This window comes from Pseudomonas sp. ADAK7, from assembly GCF_012935675.1.
GTDB lineage: Bacteria > Pseudomonadota > Gammaproteobacteria > Pseudomonadales > Pseudomonadaceae > Aquipseudomonas.
On the sequence record NZ_CP052861.1, the window covers coordinates 314,976 to 331,230 of the forward strand.

13 protein-coding genes are annotated in these 16,255 nt (G+C 61.0%); 5 read left to right on the forward strand and 8 right to left on the reverse strand.

What is annotated here, in order from left to right:
* Positions 1 to 19: 19 nt before the first annotated feature.
* A complete protein-coding gene (locus HKK53_RS01580; RefSeq protein ID WP_169369017.1) occupies positions 20 to 838 on the reverse strand; it encodes an NAD-dependent epimerase/dehydratase family protein in 819 nt (272 codons plus the stop codon).
* A gap of 415 nt (positions 839 to 1,253) precedes the next feature.
* Positions 1,254 to 2,549 (reverse strand): OprD family porin, encoded by a 1,296-nt coding sequence (locus HKK53_RS01585; RefSeq protein ID WP_169369019.1) that lies wholly within the window; start codon positions 2,547 to 2,549, stop codon positions 1,254 to 1,256.
* A gap of 371 nt (positions 2,550 to 2,920) precedes the next feature.
* Here HKK53_RS01585 and HKK53_RS01590 point away from each other — a divergent pair, with 371 nt between their 5' ends.
* Entirely contained in the window at positions 2,921 to 4,585 is a 1,665-nt protein-coding gene (locus tag HKK53_RS01590; RefSeq protein ID WP_169369020.1) for an MFS transporter, read from the forward strand.
* Complete coding sequence (locus HKK53_RS01595) at positions 4,582 to 5,727, forward strand: HlyD family secretion protein (protein WP_169369022.1); 1,146 nt, start codon at positions 4,582 to 4,584, stop codon at positions 5,725 to 5,727. The genes HKK53_RS01590 and HKK53_RS01595 overlap by 4 nt, the downstream gene beginning before the upstream one ends.
* Before the next feature lie 6 nt (positions 5,728 to 5,733).
* Here the strand turns inward: HKK53_RS01595 and copD are convergent, their stop codons facing one another.
* From copD to HKK53_RS01610, 3 genes are all read right to left on the reverse strand, one after another.
* Positions 5,734 to 6,588, reverse strand: coding sequence for a copper homeostasis membrane protein CopD (copD, locus tag HKK53_RS01600; RefSeq protein WP_169369023.1), 855 nt, complete (start codon positions 6,586 to 6,588; stop codon positions 5,734 to 5,736).
* 3 nt (positions 6,589 to 6,591) lie between these two features.
* The gene (gene copC, locus HKK53_RS01605; RefSeq protein WP_169369025.1) at positions 6,592 to 6,957 is read right to left on the reverse strand and encodes a copper homeostasis periplasmic binding protein CopC; all 366 of its coding nucleotides are present in this window, start codon (positions 6,955 to 6,957) and stop codon (positions 6,592 to 6,594) included.
* A gap of 67 nt (positions 6,958 to 7,024) precedes the next feature.
* The gene (locus tag HKK53_RS01610; protein WP_169369027.1) at positions 7,025 to 7,465 is read right to left on the reverse strand and encodes an acetyltransferase; all 441 of its coding nucleotides are present in this window, start codon (positions 7,463 to 7,465) and stop codon (positions 7,025 to 7,027) included.
* A 137-nt stretch (positions 7,466 to 7,602) separates the two neighbouring features.
* On the opposite strand from HKK53_RS01610, the gene HKK53_RS01615 reads away from it, so the two are divergent.
* The gene (locus tag HKK53_RS01615; protein WP_169369028.1) at positions 7,603 to 8,223 is read left to right on the forward strand and encodes a TetR/AcrR family transcriptional regulator; all 621 of its coding nucleotides are present in this window, start codon (positions 7,603 to 7,605) and stop codon (positions 8,221 to 8,223) included.
* An 83-nt stretch (positions 8,224 to 8,306) separates the two neighbouring features.
* Here HKK53_RS01615 and preA read toward each other — a convergent pair whose 3' ends face one another.
* The 3 genes from preA to hydA all read right to left on the reverse strand — a co-directional run bounded on the left by preA (position 8,307) and on the right by hydA (position 12,591).
* Positions 8,307 to 9,581 (reverse strand): NAD-dependent dihydropyrimidine dehydrogenase subunit PreA, encoded by a 1,275-nt coding sequence (gene preA, locus HKK53_RS01620; RefSeq protein WP_169369029.1) that lies wholly within the window; start codon positions 9,579 to 9,581, stop codon positions 8,307 to 8,309.
* Complete coding sequence (locus HKK53_RS01625; protein WP_169369030.1) at positions 9,582 to 10,949, reverse strand: NAD(P)-dependent oxidoreductase; 1,368 nt, start codon at positions 10,947 to 10,949, stop codon at positions 9,582 to 9,584.
* A 202-nt stretch (positions 10,950 to 11,151) separates the two neighbouring features.
* Positions 11,152 to 12,591, reverse strand: a complete 1,440-nt coding sequence (gene hydA / locus HKK53_RS01630) for a dihydropyrimidinase (RefSeq protein WP_169369031.1) — start codon at positions 12,589 to 12,591, stop codon at positions 11,152 to 11,154.
* 621 nt (positions 12,592 to 13,212) lie between these two features.
* Between hydA and HKK53_RS01635 the strand changes: the two genes are divergently transcribed.
* Positions 13,213 to 14,697, forward strand: coding sequence for an NCS1 family nucleobase:cation symporter-1 (locus HKK53_RS01635; RefSeq protein WP_169369032.1), 1,485 nt, complete (start codon positions 13,213 to 13,215; stop codon positions 14,695 to 14,697).
* Positions 14,698 to 14,852: 155 nt separating this feature from the next.
* Entirely contained in the window at positions 14,853 to 16,136 is a 1,284-nt protein-coding gene (locus tag HKK53_RS01640; protein ID WP_169369033.1) for a Zn-dependent hydrolase, read from the forward strand.
* The last annotated feature ends 119 nt before the right edge of the window (positions 16,137 to 16,255 follow it).

The following is a 16,255-nucleotide window of genomic DNA, read 5'->3' on the forward strand; positions in this document are numbered from 1 at the left end:
CATTCCCTCGAAGGTCGGCTCAATCGCCGAACGGGCCGGAGGCGACAAACGCGCCACCCTGGTAAACCATCGCCGGGTCATCCGCGGCCGGCATCGGTTGTGCTTCGATCTTGTCGCGGAACACTTCGGAGTTGTCCTGCGGCACATAACCCAGGCCGGCGGCGAAGCGGTTGTCCCACCAGACGTTCTTGTTGTCGGACACGCCGTAGACAATGGTGTGGCCGACATTCGGCGCGTACAGCGCGCGTTCGAGCAATTGGGTCAGGTCGCCGAAGCTCAGCCAGGTGCTCATCATGCGGCGGTTTTGCGGTTCCGGGAACGAGGAGCCGATGCGCACGCTGACGGTCTCGATGCCGTAGCGATCGAAATAGAAGCTGGCAATGTCTTCGCCGTAGGACTTCGACAAACCGTAGTAGCTGTCCGGGCGGCGCGGGGAGCGGGCGTCGATCACTTCGTCCTGTTTGTAGAAACCGATGACGTGGTTGGAACTGGCGAAAATCACCCGCTTCACACCATGACGACGCGCGGCTTCGTAGATGTGGAACACGCCGCAGATGTTGGCGCCGAGGATCTCTTCGAACGAGTGCTCGGTGGACACGCCGCCGAAGTGCAGGATCGCGTCCGCGCCGTCCACCAGTTGATGCACGGCTTGCTTGTCGGCGAGGTCACAGATCACGACTTCTTCGCGGTCATCGATGGCCGGGGCGAGGTCGACGATGTCCGACAGGCGAATCACGTTGGCGTAGGGGCGCAGGGTTTCGCGCAAGACTTTGCCAAGGCCGCCGGCGGCACCGGTCAGGAGCAGGCGGTTGAAAGGGGCAGGGGATGTCGTGGTCATGGAAGGTCCTAATACGGAGTCATTGCAGTTGTTGTAAGTTGTCGTATGACTTGAGCGGAGTATCGTTAGCCTTTCCCGTGGTTGTCAACGCGCCAGCGGTGGAAATTGACGGAGGGTCTTGCCACGCCGCGATTGATGTAGCCGCTGGCGACGCCTGCGCTCGACACCTGTAGCAGCTGCCGAAGGCTGCGTTCGGCTGCGAAGCAGTCGTAAAACCTGAGCACACGGTCCTTCTGATACACCGCGTCGCCTGGGTTCACGACTGCTTCGCAGCCGAACGCAGCCTTCGGCAGCTGCTACACGAGTCGGACGCAGCCTTCGGCAGCTGCTACACGAGCCGAACGCAGGCTTCGCCAGCTGCTACAAAGAGCGTGGTGTCGCACAGGTCGGAGTCAGCCTTGAAGCGATCCCAACCTCACAACAACGAAATCGGATAGCTCACGAAGATCCGGTTCTCATCGAACTCATTGGTGCTGAAGTCCTTGCGAATACTCGCATTGCGCCATTTGACGTTGAGGTTCTTCAATACGCCGCTCTGCACGGTATACGCCAGTTCGCTCTCGCGGCCCCATTCCTTGCCGTCGGTGATCGCCCCGGTGTGCACGTTATCGCCGCTGATGTAGCGGTTCATCATGGTCAGGCCGGGAATGCCGAGGGCGACGAAGTTGTAGTCGTGGCGTACTTGCCAGGATTTTTCCTTGGCGTTGTCGTAGCTGGAGTTGTAGCTGTCGTTGGCCAGGGTGCCGCCGCTGGTGCCGTTGACGCGCATCCAGACATCGTCGCCGGAGAGTTTTTGCAGGCCGACGTAGAAGGTGCTGCCGCCGTATTTGGCCGAGAGCATGGCGAACGCGGTTTTGTTGTCGAGATCGCCGGCCAGGGCGCTGCCGTCTTCCTTGCCGATGAAGTAACCGAGGTTGGCGCCCAGGGTCCAGTCGCCGATGGGCTGGCTGTGGCTCAGGTTGAAATACTGCTGCTGATAAATGTCGCTGAGCTCCGAGTACCAGACGCCGACCAGGGTGCGTTTTTCGTTGAAGGTGTATTCACCGCCGCCGAAGTTGAAGCGATCCGAGGTGAATGCGGCTTTGCCGTTCATCGACATGTCATCCATGCTCGAATCGTTGCGCGGGCTGTTGGCGCGGAACTGGCCGCCGTAGAGCTTCAGGCCATCGATTTCGCTGGAGGTAACCTGGCCGCCGCGGAAGGTTTGCGGCAGGGAGCGACCGTCGTCCGAGCGCAGGACGGGCAGCACCGGCATCCATTCGCCGACCTTCAACTCGGTCTTCGACACCTTGGCCTTGAACGCCACGTTGGTGCGACCGAAGTTATCCGCCGGACGCCCGTCATGATCCAGCGGCAGCAGTCCCGTGCCGCCGGTGCCTTGGCCGCCGTCGAGTTTTTTCGAGTACAGGCCCAGCACATCCACACCGAAACCGACGGTGCCTTGGGTGAAACCGGACTTGGCGTCGAGAATAAAACTTTGCGTCCACTCTTCAGCCTTGCCCTGAGGGTAGGCCGGGTTGGTGAAGTTGCGATTGAAGTAGGCGTTGCGCAGGTTCAGCGTGGCGCTGGCATCCTCGACAAAACCTTCGGCGTGGCTGGTCATGGGCAAGGCAAGGGCCAGGCTGCTGCAACCGATCAGGCTCAGGGTGTGGCGGCGGACGAAGGTCGGGCGAGGGGTGCGGACGGAGGAATGACGGACGAGTTTGCTCACTGTGACTTCCCTTTGTTTCTTGTTGTTTTTATTGTTTGTTATACGTCGTCGTACAACATGGCGGCGATTATTTGCGAGGCTTTGCGGGGTTGTCAATCAGAAGTTGTACGATGACATGGGGCGCGCACGACTTGTAGGAGCGAGGCTTGCCCGCGAAGACGTCGTCCCAGTCGATATCGATGTCGAGTGAAAGATGACTGTGGCGAGGGAGCTTGCTCCCGCTGGGCTGCGAAGCAGACCAAAAATACTGGGAGCGCTACGCACTCCAGCGGGAGCAAGCTCCCTCGCCACAGGTGCGATGCCCACAGGGATGTGTGTTTTGCCCGACGATTTTCCGGCAAACTGGCAGCCTCTCAGAACAAGGCCCTTGAATGGATCACTACGCCCCGCGCGACTGGCAGCCCCACGAACGGCCCAGTCTGCCCGGTTCCCCCTCGACCCCCGTGCACTCCAATCCCAAGCGCTTGGCCTATGCGCTGGTGGGTTTGCTGGTGGCGTTGACCGGTGGCCTCGGCAATTCGCTGGTGATCGCCAACCTGCCTTACCTGCAAGGCGCGCTCGGCGCGACCACCGCCGAAATGGCCTGGTTGCCGGCGGCCTATGTCATGACCAACGTCTCGATGAACCTGCTGCTGGTGAAGTTTCGCCAGCAGTTCGGCTTGCGCGCCTTCACCGAAGTGTTCCTGGTGCTCTACGCCCTGGTGACCTTCGGCCATCTGTTCGTCAATGACCTGAGTTCGGCGATCGCCGTGCGTGCGGCCCACGGCATGGTCGGTGCGGCGCTGAGTTCGCTGGGCCTGTATTACATGATCCAGGCGTTCCCGGCGAAGTGGCGGATGAAGGCATTGGTGCTGGGCCTGGGTGCTTCGCAATTGGCGCTGCCGCTGGCGCGGCTGTTCTCCGAAGACTTGATGCAAATCGCCGAATGGCGCGGCTTGTATCTGTTCGAATTGGGCATGGCGCTGCTGACGCTGGGCTGCGTGTTCCTGCTCAAACTACCGCCGGGCGACCGCTTCAAGACCTTCGAAAAACTCGACTTCCTGACCTTCGCCATCCTCGCCAGCGGCGTGGCCTTGCTCTGCGCCGTGCTGTCCCTGGGCCGCATCGACTGGTGGCTGGAAGCACCGTGGATCGGCGTCGCTTCGGCGGCGTCCATCGTGCTGATCCTCGCCGGCCTGGCCATCGAACATAACCGCAGCAACCCGATGCTGATGACCCGTTGGCTCGGCAGCGGGGTGATGATTCGCCTGGCCCTGGCGGTGATCCTGATTCGCATGGTGTTGTCCGAGCAATCCACCGGTGCAGTCGGCTTCATGCAGATGCTGAACATGAGCAGTCAGCAGCTGCACAGCCTGTACGTGGTGATGTTGCTCGGCAGCATCGCCGGCCTGGCCACCAGCGCCCTGACCATCGACCCCAAACACTTGTTCATGCCGCTGATCGTATCCCTCGCTTTGATGGCGGTCGGCTCGGTGATGGACAGTTACTCGAACAACCTGACCCGCCCGGAAAACATGTACTTCAGCCAGTTTTTGCTGGCCTTCGGCGGTACGTTTTTCCTTGGCCCGACCATGGTCCTCGGCACGCGCCGGGTGTTGACCAATCCGCGCAATCTGGTGAGTTTCTCGGTGCTGTTCGGGATCTGCCAGAACCTCGGCGGCTTAATCGGCGCGGCGCTGCTGGGCACGTTCCAGATCGTTCGCGAGAAATTCCATTCCAGCCATATCGTTGAACACCTGACCCTGCTTGATCCGCGCGTCGCGGCACGGGTGCAGAGCGGCGGCAATGCGGTGGGCTCAATGATCGCCGACCCGAGCCTGCGCAACCTGCAAGGCATTCGCAGCCTGGCCACCGCCGCCACTCGCGAAGCCAACGTATTGGCCTATAACGATGTGTTCATGCTGATCGCCGTGATTGCGGTGCTGACCATGATCTGGATTTCCATTCGCGCCCTGTGGCTGATGAGCACCACCCAAGCCGTCGCCCCAGCACCTGCCACGTCTTCCGTTCAACCCAACGGTGCCACTTCTTCATGACCGAACCGACCACCACGACCACCAACGCCATCGCCGCCACCCCCGAAGGCGTGGCGCCACCGTCCTCGCCGGACACCGAACCGCGCTCGCTGCGGGTGCGGATCATCTCGTCCATGGGCTTCGCGGCGATCGCCATCGTCGGCGTGCTGATCGTGCTGTACGCGTGGCAATTGCCGCCGTTCAGCAGCTCGGTGGAAACCACGGAAAACGCCTTGGTCCGCGGTCAGGTGACGATCATCGGCCCGCAACTCAGCGGTTATGTGTACGAAGTGCCGGTAACGGATTTTCAGTTTGTGAAGGCCGGTGACTTGCTGGTGCGCCTCGATGATCGCATCTACAAGCAGCACCTCGATCAGTCCCTGGCGCAACTGGCGGTGCAGAAAGCCGCGCTGGCCAACGTGGTGCAGCAACGCAACAGTGCCGAAGCGACGATCAAGTTGCGTCAGGCTGCCGTCGCCGACAGCCAGGCCCAGCAGCGCAAGAGCGAAGCCGATCTGCGCCGCAACAAGGAATTGATCAACGACGGCTCGGTGTCCAAGCGTGAGCTGGACGTGACCCTGGCCGCCAACGCCCAGACCATTGCGGCGGTAGCCCAGGCTCAGGCCAATCTGGAAATTGCCCGGCAGGATCTGCAAACGGTAATCGTCAATCGCGGCTCGCTGGAGGCAGCAGTGGCCAGCGCCGAAGCGGCGGTGCAACTGGCGCGCATTGACCTGTCCAACACCCGCGTGCTGGCGCCGCGTGACGGTCAGCTCGGGCAGATCGGCGTGCGCCTCGGCGCCTACGTCAACTCCGGCGCGCAGTTGATGGCGCTGGTGCCGAACCAGTTATGGGTGATCGCCAACATGAAGGAAACCCAGATGGACGACGTGCGCGTCGGCCAACCGGTGAGCTTCACCGTCGACGCGCTCGACCATCGCAAATTCAAGGGCAAAGTGCAGCGGATTTCACCGGCCACGGGATCGGAGTTCAGCCTGTTGCAGGCGGACAACGCGACTGGCAACTTCGTCAAGATCGCCCAGCGGGTGCCGGTGCGGATCACCGTGGATGAGGGGCAGGAGCAGAGTGAGCGGTTGCGGCCGGGGATGTCGGTGGTCGTCAGTATTGATACTGCCGCAGAAGGCCACACCGAAACCCCCTGACCACCCCTAACCGGCAATCATCGGCGGCAGGGTGCCCAGTAGCGAAACCGCCGCCACTGCACCCATCCCCAACAACCATTCCAGCATCACACTGGTTTTAAGCGCGCCAACCCGCTGCTCGCAATCCTTGATCCGCAACCGATTGAACAGCGCCAGCCCCAGCATCACCGCCACCAGCACGACCTTGATCAACAGAATCAAGGCAAACCCGGACAGCAACGGCGTCGGCCAGAACGCCCCGGTGAGCACGCGGACGTTGATCAACCCGGTGATCACCAACCCCGCGACCAAGCCATAACCGACTCCACTGAAACGTCGCAGTACCGTGCTCAACGCGTGGCCGTTCGGCTGCCGCAGGATCATCACCAACAGCAGCAACCCGCCCAGCCAGGCACCGACGCAGGTCAGGTGGATGATCTGGTTAAGGATCAGCAATTGGCCGCTGAGTCCGTCGAGCATCGCGCCATGGCCGACCGGCGCCAGGGTCGCGAGCAGCAAGCCGCTCACGACCAGTCTCAGCGACGCATTCGAATGCAATGGCGTCAGCAGCAAAACCATCAGCACGGCATTGAGCAGCAAGTGCCAACTCCACACCTGGCCGAAAAACGTATTGCGCAGCACCAGGCCCAGGGTCGACGGATCGAAAGCCGCGCTCCAGGCCCCGGCCATGCTCGCGGTGATCAGCAGCAGCCAGGTCACACCACTGACCAGTGCCACGGCGGTCAGCCAACGGGTGATGCGCATCAGGCGCCGACCCAGAGTGTCAGCGTTCAACAGCAAGGGCTGGAACACCCAGGCCCCGAACAGCATCAACACCACCACAAAATGCAGGAAGCGGCACAGCACCAGCGCGTCGGTCATGAATTACTGGCCAACCTTGAAGCTGTAGGCGCCTTCGCTTTTGTGGGTGTCGACCGACACCGCGTGCCATTCGACTTTATAGGCACCGGCGGTCAACGGTACGGCCGGTGTGACGATCAGGGTTTTCTTGTCGCTGCCTTCGGTGGTCAGGTTTTTCACCGGGACATCGGCACCGTCCTTTTTGATCGTCACTTTGGTGAAGGTCGCTTCAACGCCTTCGGAAAACACCAGGCGCAATTCAGTCGGCGCGGCCACGGTGCTGTCGGCGGCCGGGGTCTGGCTTTTCAGATGGGCGTGGGCGAACACCGAGGATGCGGCGAGCAGCGAGCCGAGCAGGGCGGCGGAGGTCAGGGCTTTTTTCAGCAGCATGGTCAGTTACCTTCTGGGCAGATTAATGGGCGTCACTTAAGCATGAACGGGATGCGCCGGGGAATGTTTACGCCGGTCGCAGTGCCAGGTGAATGATGGGGAACGGCCGACCTTCGCCATCGGTGGGCGAACGGCCGGTCTGTTCAAAACCATAGTGCAGATAGAAGCCGTGGGCCTGGGGATTCTGTTCGTTGACGTCGACGCTCAGGGTTTTGTGCAGCGCTTTGACATGGTCGAGCAACTGTCGGCCGATGCCCCGGCCCCGTTGCGCCGGTTCGATAAACAGCATTTCCACGGTGTCGCCGCCGGTGGCGATGAAGCCGGCGGGCGTGCCTTCCGGGTCTTCGCCGACCCACACCGTCAGCGCCGGGAGGTAGGCATCGCGCACCAGCGGCAGGAAGAATTGAATATCGTCTTCACTGAGAAAATCGTGGGTCGCGCGCACTGAGCGTTCCCACAGGGCGGCGAGGGCGGCATCGTCGGTGGCGACGCGGGGTCGAATGTTCACGGTGGGTGATCCATTGCGGTGGAAAAAGAGCGGCGGATGCTACCCAATCGGTTTTCCCCGGGAAAGTGAAAAAAGGTCTGTCGCCCCGATCCAGAGCGGATGCTAGTCTTGGACAACGCTGTTGTCAGGGAGCCCTCATGGGCAATCACAAGATCGAGATCCGTCGCAGTAACGTCGAAAAAATCCTGCTCGGGGCCGAAAAGGTCTTCGCCGAAAAAGGCTTCGGCAGCACCGCCATGGCCGACATCGCCGCCGAGGTGCAACTGCCGCGCTCCAACCTGCATTACTACTTCAGCACCAAGGGCGAGCTGTACAGCGCGGTATTGTTTGACCTGCTGGAAGTGTGGAAGCAGGACGCCTTGTGCTTCGAGATGTTCGACGACCCGCGGGTGGTGCTCAGCAGCTACATCCGCGCCAAGATGAACCATTCCCGCAGCCGGCCGTACGGGTCGAAAGTCTGGGCCAACGAGATTATTCACGGTGCGCCGACGTTGGGCGAGGCGCTGGACGCCAGTCTGTATGACTGGGCCAAGATGAAAGAGGCGAAAATTCGCCAGTGGGTCGAGGACAAACGCATTTTGCCGGTGGAACCTTCAGCGCTGCTGTACATGATCTGGGCCTCGACCCAGCATTACGCGGATTTTGATCATCAGGTGAATATTCTGAACGAGCACCAGCCGCTGTCGGACATGCAGTTCGAACGGGCAGTGCAGACGGTGACCAGCGTGATATTGCGCGGGATTGGGTTGGAGCCCTAACCCGATCGTTCCCACGCTCCGCGTTCCATTGGGACGCGGAGCGTCCCGGGCCTCATTCCCACGCAGAGCGTGGGAACGATCAGTTACGGCGCGACGTGGTAGGGATTGCGTGGATCATGATTCCAATCCAGAAACGGCTTGCCGGTATCCATCGGCACCATCTCGATGCAATCCTCCACCGGGCAGGTGATCTGGCACAAATTGCACCCCACACACTCATCATCAATCACTTCATATTTATGCGTGCCATCAGCTTGCTTGATGCTGGCCACGGCCTGGTGCGACGTGTCCTCGCAGGCAATATGGCAACGCCCGCAACCAATACACGCCTCCTGATCAATCTTCGCAATCACCTGATAGTTGATATCCAGGTATTTCCAATCCGTGGTATTGCCCACCGCGCGTCCGGAAAAGTCCGCGATGCTGGCGTAACCCTGACTGTCCATCCAGCGTGATAAACCGTCCTTCATTTCATCGACAATCCGGAAGCCATGCAGCATTGCCGCCGTGCACACCTGCACCGCGCCACTGCCCAAAGCGATGAATTCCGCCGCGTCGCGCCAACTGCCGATGCCGCCAATGCCGCAGATTGGCAAGCCTTGGGTCTGCGGGTCGCGGGCGATTTCGGCGACCATGTTCAGCGCAATCGGCTTCACCGCCGAGCCGCAATAACCGCCGTGGGTGCTTTGGTGGCCGACGGTGGGGATGGCGACCATTTGCTCCAGGTTGACGCTGGTAATCGAATTGATCGTATTGATCAGCGACACTGCATCGGCGCCACCACGGTGGGCCGCTCGGGCGGCGACGCGGATGTCGGTGATGTTCGGCGTGAGCTTGACGATCACCGGCAGCGAGCAATAGGTCTTGCACCAACGAGTGACTTGTTCGACGTATTCCGGCACCTGACCGACCGCTGCACCCATGCCACGTTCCGGCATGCCGTGGGGGCAACCGAAGTTCAGTTCGATGCCGTCGGCGCCAGTGGCTTCCACCAGCGGCAGGATGAATTTCCACGACTCTTCGACACACGGCACCATCAGCGACACGATCAACGCGCGGTCCGGCCAATCCTTTTTGACCTGGGTGATTTCCCGCAGGTTGATCTCCAGCGAACGGTCGGTGATCAGCTCGATGTTGTTGATGCCCATCACTTCGCGGTTGGCACCAAAGTGCGCCGAGTACCGCGAAGACACATTGACCGCCGCCGGGTCTTCACCCAGGGTTTTCCAGACCACGCCGCCCCAGCCAGCTTCGAAGGCGCGGACCACGTTGTAGGCTTTGTCGGTCGGCGGCGCGGAGGCCAGCCAGAACGGATTGGGGGCTTTGATGCCGGCGAAGACAATCGAGAGATCGGCCATTTACGCAGCCTCCACGTTGAGCATGAGTTGGGCGTTGATCGCTTCTGCGGCGAGTTTGCCGTGCTGCACCGCTTGCACGGTCAGGTCCTGATCGAGGCTGGTGCAGTCGCCACCGGCATACACGCCGGGGATGCTGGTGCGCAGGTTTTCATCGACCTGGATGCGCTCGCCCTGACGCTTGAGTTCCCGGGCCAGCGGGTCGGCGAGGGCGCTGCCGTCGAAAGCCTGGCCGATGGCTTTGAAGATCCCGTCGGCGGCCAGCTCAAAGGTTTGCCCGGTGGTTTGCAGGCGACCGTCGACCATGTGCGTGCGAGCGAAACGCATGCCGCGCACGTTGCCTTGATCGTCGAGCAACACTTCTTCCGGTTGCGCCCAGGTCAGCAGACGCACCTGATTGGCCTTGGCGATGTCCTGTTCGTGACCGGTGGCGCCCATGTCCTCGACGCCACGGCGATAGACCAGATTCACATCACGGGCCCCGAGACGGGCCATTTGCACGGCCATGTCGATCGCCGTGTTGCCGGCGCCGAGGACGATGCAACGGTCGGCCAGCGGCAGTTGCGTCAGGTCATCGGCCTGGCGCAGTTCGCGGATGTAATCGGTGGCGGCGACCAGGCCCGGCGCATCTTCGTGGTCCAGCCCCAGTTGTTTGCTGGCGGCCAGGCCAAGGCCGAGAAACACTGCGTCGAATTGCTGGTGCAGTTCGCTCAGGGTCAGGTTCTCGCCGAGCTTCTGCCCGTGACGGATTTCGATGCCGCCGATTTGCAGGAGGAAATCCAGTTCCTTCTGCGCGTAGTCGTCCACCAGCTTGTACTTGGCGATCCCGTATTCATTGAGGCCACCGGCCTTTTCCCTGGCTTCGAAAATCACCACGTCATGGCCGTGCATCGCGCTGCGGTGAGCGCAGGACAAACCGGCGGGGCCGGCACCCACCACCGCGATGCGCTTGCCGGTGGCGGCAGCGCGCTGGAACGGGTGTTCGCTGAAGTGTGCGTTGTCCACGGCGTAGCGTTGCAGCAGGCCGATCAACACCGGTGCGCACTCGTGGTCGTTGTTGCGCACACAGGCCTGCTGACACAGGATTTCCGTCGGGCAAACCCGGGCACAACTGCCGCCGAGGATGTTCGCGGAGAGGATTTTCTGCGCGGCGCCCTGGACGTTTTCCTGATGGATATTGCGGATGAACGATGGAATATCGATCTCGCTCGGACAGGCATTCACGCACGGCGCGTCGTAGCAATACAGACAGCGCGAGGCTTCCAGATGCGCCTGACGGTCGTTGAGCGGCGGCGCCAGGTCGGTGAAATGGCCGGCGAGGGCGGCCGCATTCTCGAAGGGATGCGGGAGGTGGTTCAGGGTCTTGATCACGGTTTAAGGCCTCATGGTTTTTGAGGTGTCTGCCTCTGGTGGGCATTGGGTATTCATGCATGACCTGTGGCGAGGGAGCTTGCTCCCGCTGGGTGGCGAAGCCGCCCCAAATCCAGTCGATTGAATACTCCTGACACTCAGGGTCGACAGGTGTTGGGCCTGCTACGCAGGCCAGCGGGAGCAAGCTCCCTCGCCACAGGGGTCAGCGCTTGACGGCAACCGGTTTGTTCAACTCGGCCCGTTTACTCAGCAAATCAAACACCGCCGGATACGCCGGCCGTTCGACATACCGCCCGGCCCCACGCTCGGCGCGCAGGTCGCCATCGGCCCAGACCACGCGGCCCTGGCTGATGGTATGGCTGGGCACGCCGCGCACGGTCTTGCCTTCGAAGATGTTGAAGTCCACCTGCTGATGGTGGGTCTTGGCGGAGATGGTCCGCGTACCTTCCGGATCCCACAGCACCAGGTCGGCATCGGCACCGATACGGATTGCGCCTTTGCGTGGGTAGAGGTTGAAGATCTTCGCGGTGTTGGTGGAGGTGAGGGCGACGAAGTCCTGCATCGTAAAGCGCCCGGTGTTCACCCCTTCATCCCAGAGCACCGCCATACGGTCTTCGATACCGGCGGTGCCATTCGGGATCTTGCTGAAGTCGTCACGCCCGGCGGCTTTTTGCTCGGCACAGAAGCAGCAGTGGTCGGTAGCGGTGGTGTGCAGGTTGCCCGATTGCAGGCCGTGCCACAGCGCCTCTTGATGACCGCGAGGGCGGAAGGGCGGGCTCATCACGTAACCGGCGGCGGTCTGCCAGTTCGGGTGTTGATAGACGCTGTCGTCCAGCAGCAAATGCCCGGCGAGCACTTCACCGTAGACCTGCTGCCCCTTGCTGCGGGCGTAAGTGATTTCGTCGAGGGCTTCCTTGGTCGAGACATGAACCATGTACAACGGCGTGCCGATGGTTTCGGCAATGCGAATCGCCCGGCTCGCGGCTTCACCCTCCACTTGCGACGGTCGCGACAGCGGATGCGCTTCCGGGCCGGTAATCCCTTGGGCCATCAACTTGCGTTGCAGGTGATAGACCAACTCACCGTTTTCCGCATGCACGGTCGGCACCGCGCCGAGTTCCAGGCAGCGCTCGAAACTCGCCACCAGGGTGTCGTCGGCGGCCATGATCGCGTTCTTGTAGGCCATGAAATGCTTGAAGCTGTTGATGCCGTGATGGCTGACCAGTTCGGCCATTTCCTCGCGCACCTGCTCGCTCCACCAGGTGATCGCGACATGGAAGCCGTAATCCGACGCCGACTTCTCGGCCCAGCCGCGCCACTGATGAAAGGCTTCCATCAACGACTGCTGCGGATTGGGAATCACGAAGTCGATGATCGACGTCGTACCCCCGGCCAGACCCGCCGCCGTGCCACTGAAAAAGTCTTCACTGGCCACCGTGCCCATGAAGGGCAGTTGCATGTGAGTGTGGGGGTCGATGCCGCCGGGCATCAGGTATTGGCCGCTGCCGTCGAGCACTTCGGCACCGGCCGGAACATCGAGGTTTTCACCAATGGCTTTGATCACGCCGTCGGCGCAATACACATCAGCACGGTAACTTTCATCATGGGTAACAACGGTGGCGCCACGGATCAACAGAGACATTCCGAGTTCCTCGCAGGCATGACCGACTTATGCCGGTTCTAAATGTTTTATATGAAGCCGACGCAAACAGGTGTATTCCTGTCAGCGCTGTCAGGAATAGACGCTAGCTGGTGTTGATGGAATGAGCAAGATTATTTTTTATAAGCTTATATCGTAATTAAGTTGTTGATAAATAACGATTAAAAACAACAATCACCAAAATGGTGAGGCCAATCACCATTTTGACGCACTTGACAGGATCGAAAAAAAGACCAGATTTCCTATGTGAAATCAGCCGCTTGAGGATGGTCTATGGTTGATGCGCAAGTTTGAAAAAAAGAGGGATGCACCAGATTGAGTCCTGACGGTTCCGACAACTTGCTGCGCATTCGGCCTGAGTGATGTGGCAAGTAATCGAAGACTCGATAGTTGAATTAATAAAACTGATGAACATCAGTTGTTTAGCAAAGTTTTATGGCACGGCGCGAGGCGCCAGCGGGGACCCCGGCACGTTTATTGATGCCGCCGCTGACACCTTGGCCGGTCCATGAAAGTTGTCAGTTCCTCCGGCCATCGTCGGCTCGTGCCCCCAGGCGCCAGCCCCTGATGAGCAAAAATAATTCAAAGAACAGTGGAGCGGCCATGCAACAGATCAGATCGCAAGTGACCGAGCGCGACGGCTTGTTTGAGCTCGAAGCCGGCACCGACGTCCTCGACAGTCCCCGTTACAACCACGACATGGCACCGACCAAGGTGCACGAACGAACCTGGAACAAATGGCACATCACCGCGCTGTGGATCGGTATGTCGATCTGCGTGCCGACCTACACCCTCGGCGGCGTGCTGACCGCGTATTTCGGCCTGAGTGTCGGCGAAGCGTTGCTGGCGATACTGTTTGCCAACCTCATCGTCCTGATCCCGCTGACCCTCAACGCCTTCGCCGGCACCAAGTACGGCATTCCGTTCCCGGTGTTGCTGCGCTCGTCGTTTGGCATCCTCGGCTCGAACGTGCCCTGTCTGATTCGGGCGCTGGTGGCCTGTGGCTGGTTCGGCATCCAGACGATGTTTGGCGGCCTGGCCATTCACTTGTTCCTGGGCTCGGTTTTCGAAGGCTGGAAATCCCTCGGTGGCACCGGTGAAGTGATCGGTTTCATGGTGTTCTGGGCGCTGAACCTGTGGGTGGTGCTGCGCGGCGCCGAGTCGATCAAATGGTTGGAAACCCTGTCCGCGCCGCTGTTGGTGGCGGTCGGCATCGGGTTGCTGGTGTGGGCGATGCCCAATGTGTCGATGACCGAGTTGCTGGCGATCCCGCCGAAACGTCCTGAAGGCGCGAGCGTGGTCAGTTATTTTGCTGCCGGGCTGACGGCGATGGTCGGGTTCTGGGCCACGTTGTCCCTGAACATCCCCGACTTCAGCCGCTATGCCAAAAGCCAGAAGGACCAGATCCTCGGGCAGATTTTCGGCTTGCCCCTGACCATGTTCCTGTTCGCCGCCCTCGGTGTGGTGATGACCGCGGCGTCGGTGAAACTGGTGGGCGTGACCGTTTCCGATCCGGTCAGCCTGATCGGGCATATCCAGAGCCCGGTCTGGGTTGCCGTGGCGATGGCGCTGATCATCATCGCCACGTTGTCGACCAACACCGCAGCGAACATCGTCTCGCCGACCAATGACTTCCAGAACATCGCACCGAAGGTCATTAATCGGACCAAAGCCGTGATGTTGACCGGTGTGGTCGGGTTGCTGTTGATGGGCCATGAACTGCTGAAAAAACTCGGGCTGATCGTCTCTGACGTGAGCCTGGAAACCGTTTACTCCAACTGGCTGCTCGGCTATTCCAGCCTGCTCGGGCCCATCGCCGGGATCATGGTCGTGGACTATTTCCTGATCAAGAAACAGCAACTGGACCTGGCCGGGCTCTATCGCGATGACGTGTACCCGGCGTGGAACTGGTTTGGCTTTATCGCCTTTGGGGTGCCGGTGGTGCTGACCTTGCTGTCGCTGGGTAGCGATGCGTTCAGTTGGTTCTACAGCTATGGCTGGTTTACCGGCTCGGCGCTGGGCGGGTTGATTTATTACGGGTTGTGTTCGATGCGCCCGAGCCCGTCTGTTGCGAAATCTCCGGTGTAATGATCGTTCCCACGCTCTGCGTGGGAACGCAGCCCGGGACGCTCCGCGTCCCAGAAGCGGACGCAGAGCGTCCATGGATGAATTCCCACGCAGAGCGTGGGAACTATCAAAAATTTGCCTGAAGAAACTCATAAGAACTGCCTGAGGAGATCCCAATGAACGCTGCCGTAGACGTTCTGCAATCCACCCATCAGCACATCAACCGCGACCGCCTGTGGCAGTCGCTCATGGAACTGGCCAAGCTCGGCGCCACGGTCAAGGGCGGCGTGTGTCGCCTGGCCCTGACCGACCTCGACCGCCAGGCCCGGGACATTTTCGTCAACTGGTGCGAGGAGGCCGGCTGCACCGTCACTGTCGACGCCGTCGGCAATATCTTCGCCCGCCGCCCCGGCCGCAACCCGAACCTGCCACCGGTGATGACCGGCAGCCACATCGACACCCAACCCACCGGCGGCAAGTTCGACGGCTGCTTCGGCGTGCTCGCTGGCGTCGAAGTACTGCGCACCCTCAATGACCTCGGCGTGGAAACCGAAGCGCCGCTGGAAGTGGTGGTCTGGACCAACGAAGAAGGTTCACGCTTCGCCCCGTGCATGATGGGCTCCGGGGTGTTTGCGGAAAAATTCACCCTCGAAGAAACCTTGGCCAAGGTCGATGCCGACGGCGTCACCGTTGGCGAAGCACTCAATGCCATCGGCTACGCCGGCCCACGCAAGGTCAGCGGCCATGCGGTCGGTGCTTACTTCGAAGCGCACATCGAGCAAGGCCCGATCCTCGAAGACGAACACAAAACCATTGGCATCGTCATGGGCGCCCTCGGCCAGAAATGGTTCGACCTGAAACTGCGCGGCGTCGAAGCCCACGCCGGCCCGACCCCGATGCACCTGCGCAAGGACGCCCTGGTCGGTGCCGCCGTCATCGTCGGCGCCGTCAACCGCGCCGCCCTCGGCCATCAACCCCACGCCTGCGGCACCGTCGGCTGCCTGCAAGCCTACCCCGGTTCACGCAACGTCATTCCCGGCGAAGTGCGCATGACCCTCGACTTCCGGCATCTGGAACCGGCGCGCCTGGACTCGATGATCGCTGAAGTGCGCGAAGTCATCGAAGCCACCTGCGAGGAACACGGCCTCACGTTCGAGCTGACACCCACCGCTGATTTCCCACCGCTGTATTTCGACAAGGGCTGCGTCGAAGCGGTCCGCGGCGCCGCCCAAGGTTTGGGTTTGTCGCACATGGACATCGTCAGCGGAGCAGGGCACGACGCAATCTTCCTCGCCGAACTCGGCCCGGCCGGGATGATCTTCGTGCCGTGCGAAGGCGGCATCAGCCACAACGAAATCGAAAACGCCGCGCCGGATGATCTGGCGGCCGGGTGTGCGGTGTTGTTGCGGGCGATGCTGGTGGCTTCGGCGGCGATTGCCGATGGTGAGCTGGCGGCTTGATGTCCAATCCATCAAAACTGTGGGAGGGGGGATGCGACGATTCGCCTTGCTCGCGAACAGACTTGCATATTCAACAGCGCTGTTGACTGGCATACCGCTGTCCCGAGCAAGCCCGCCCC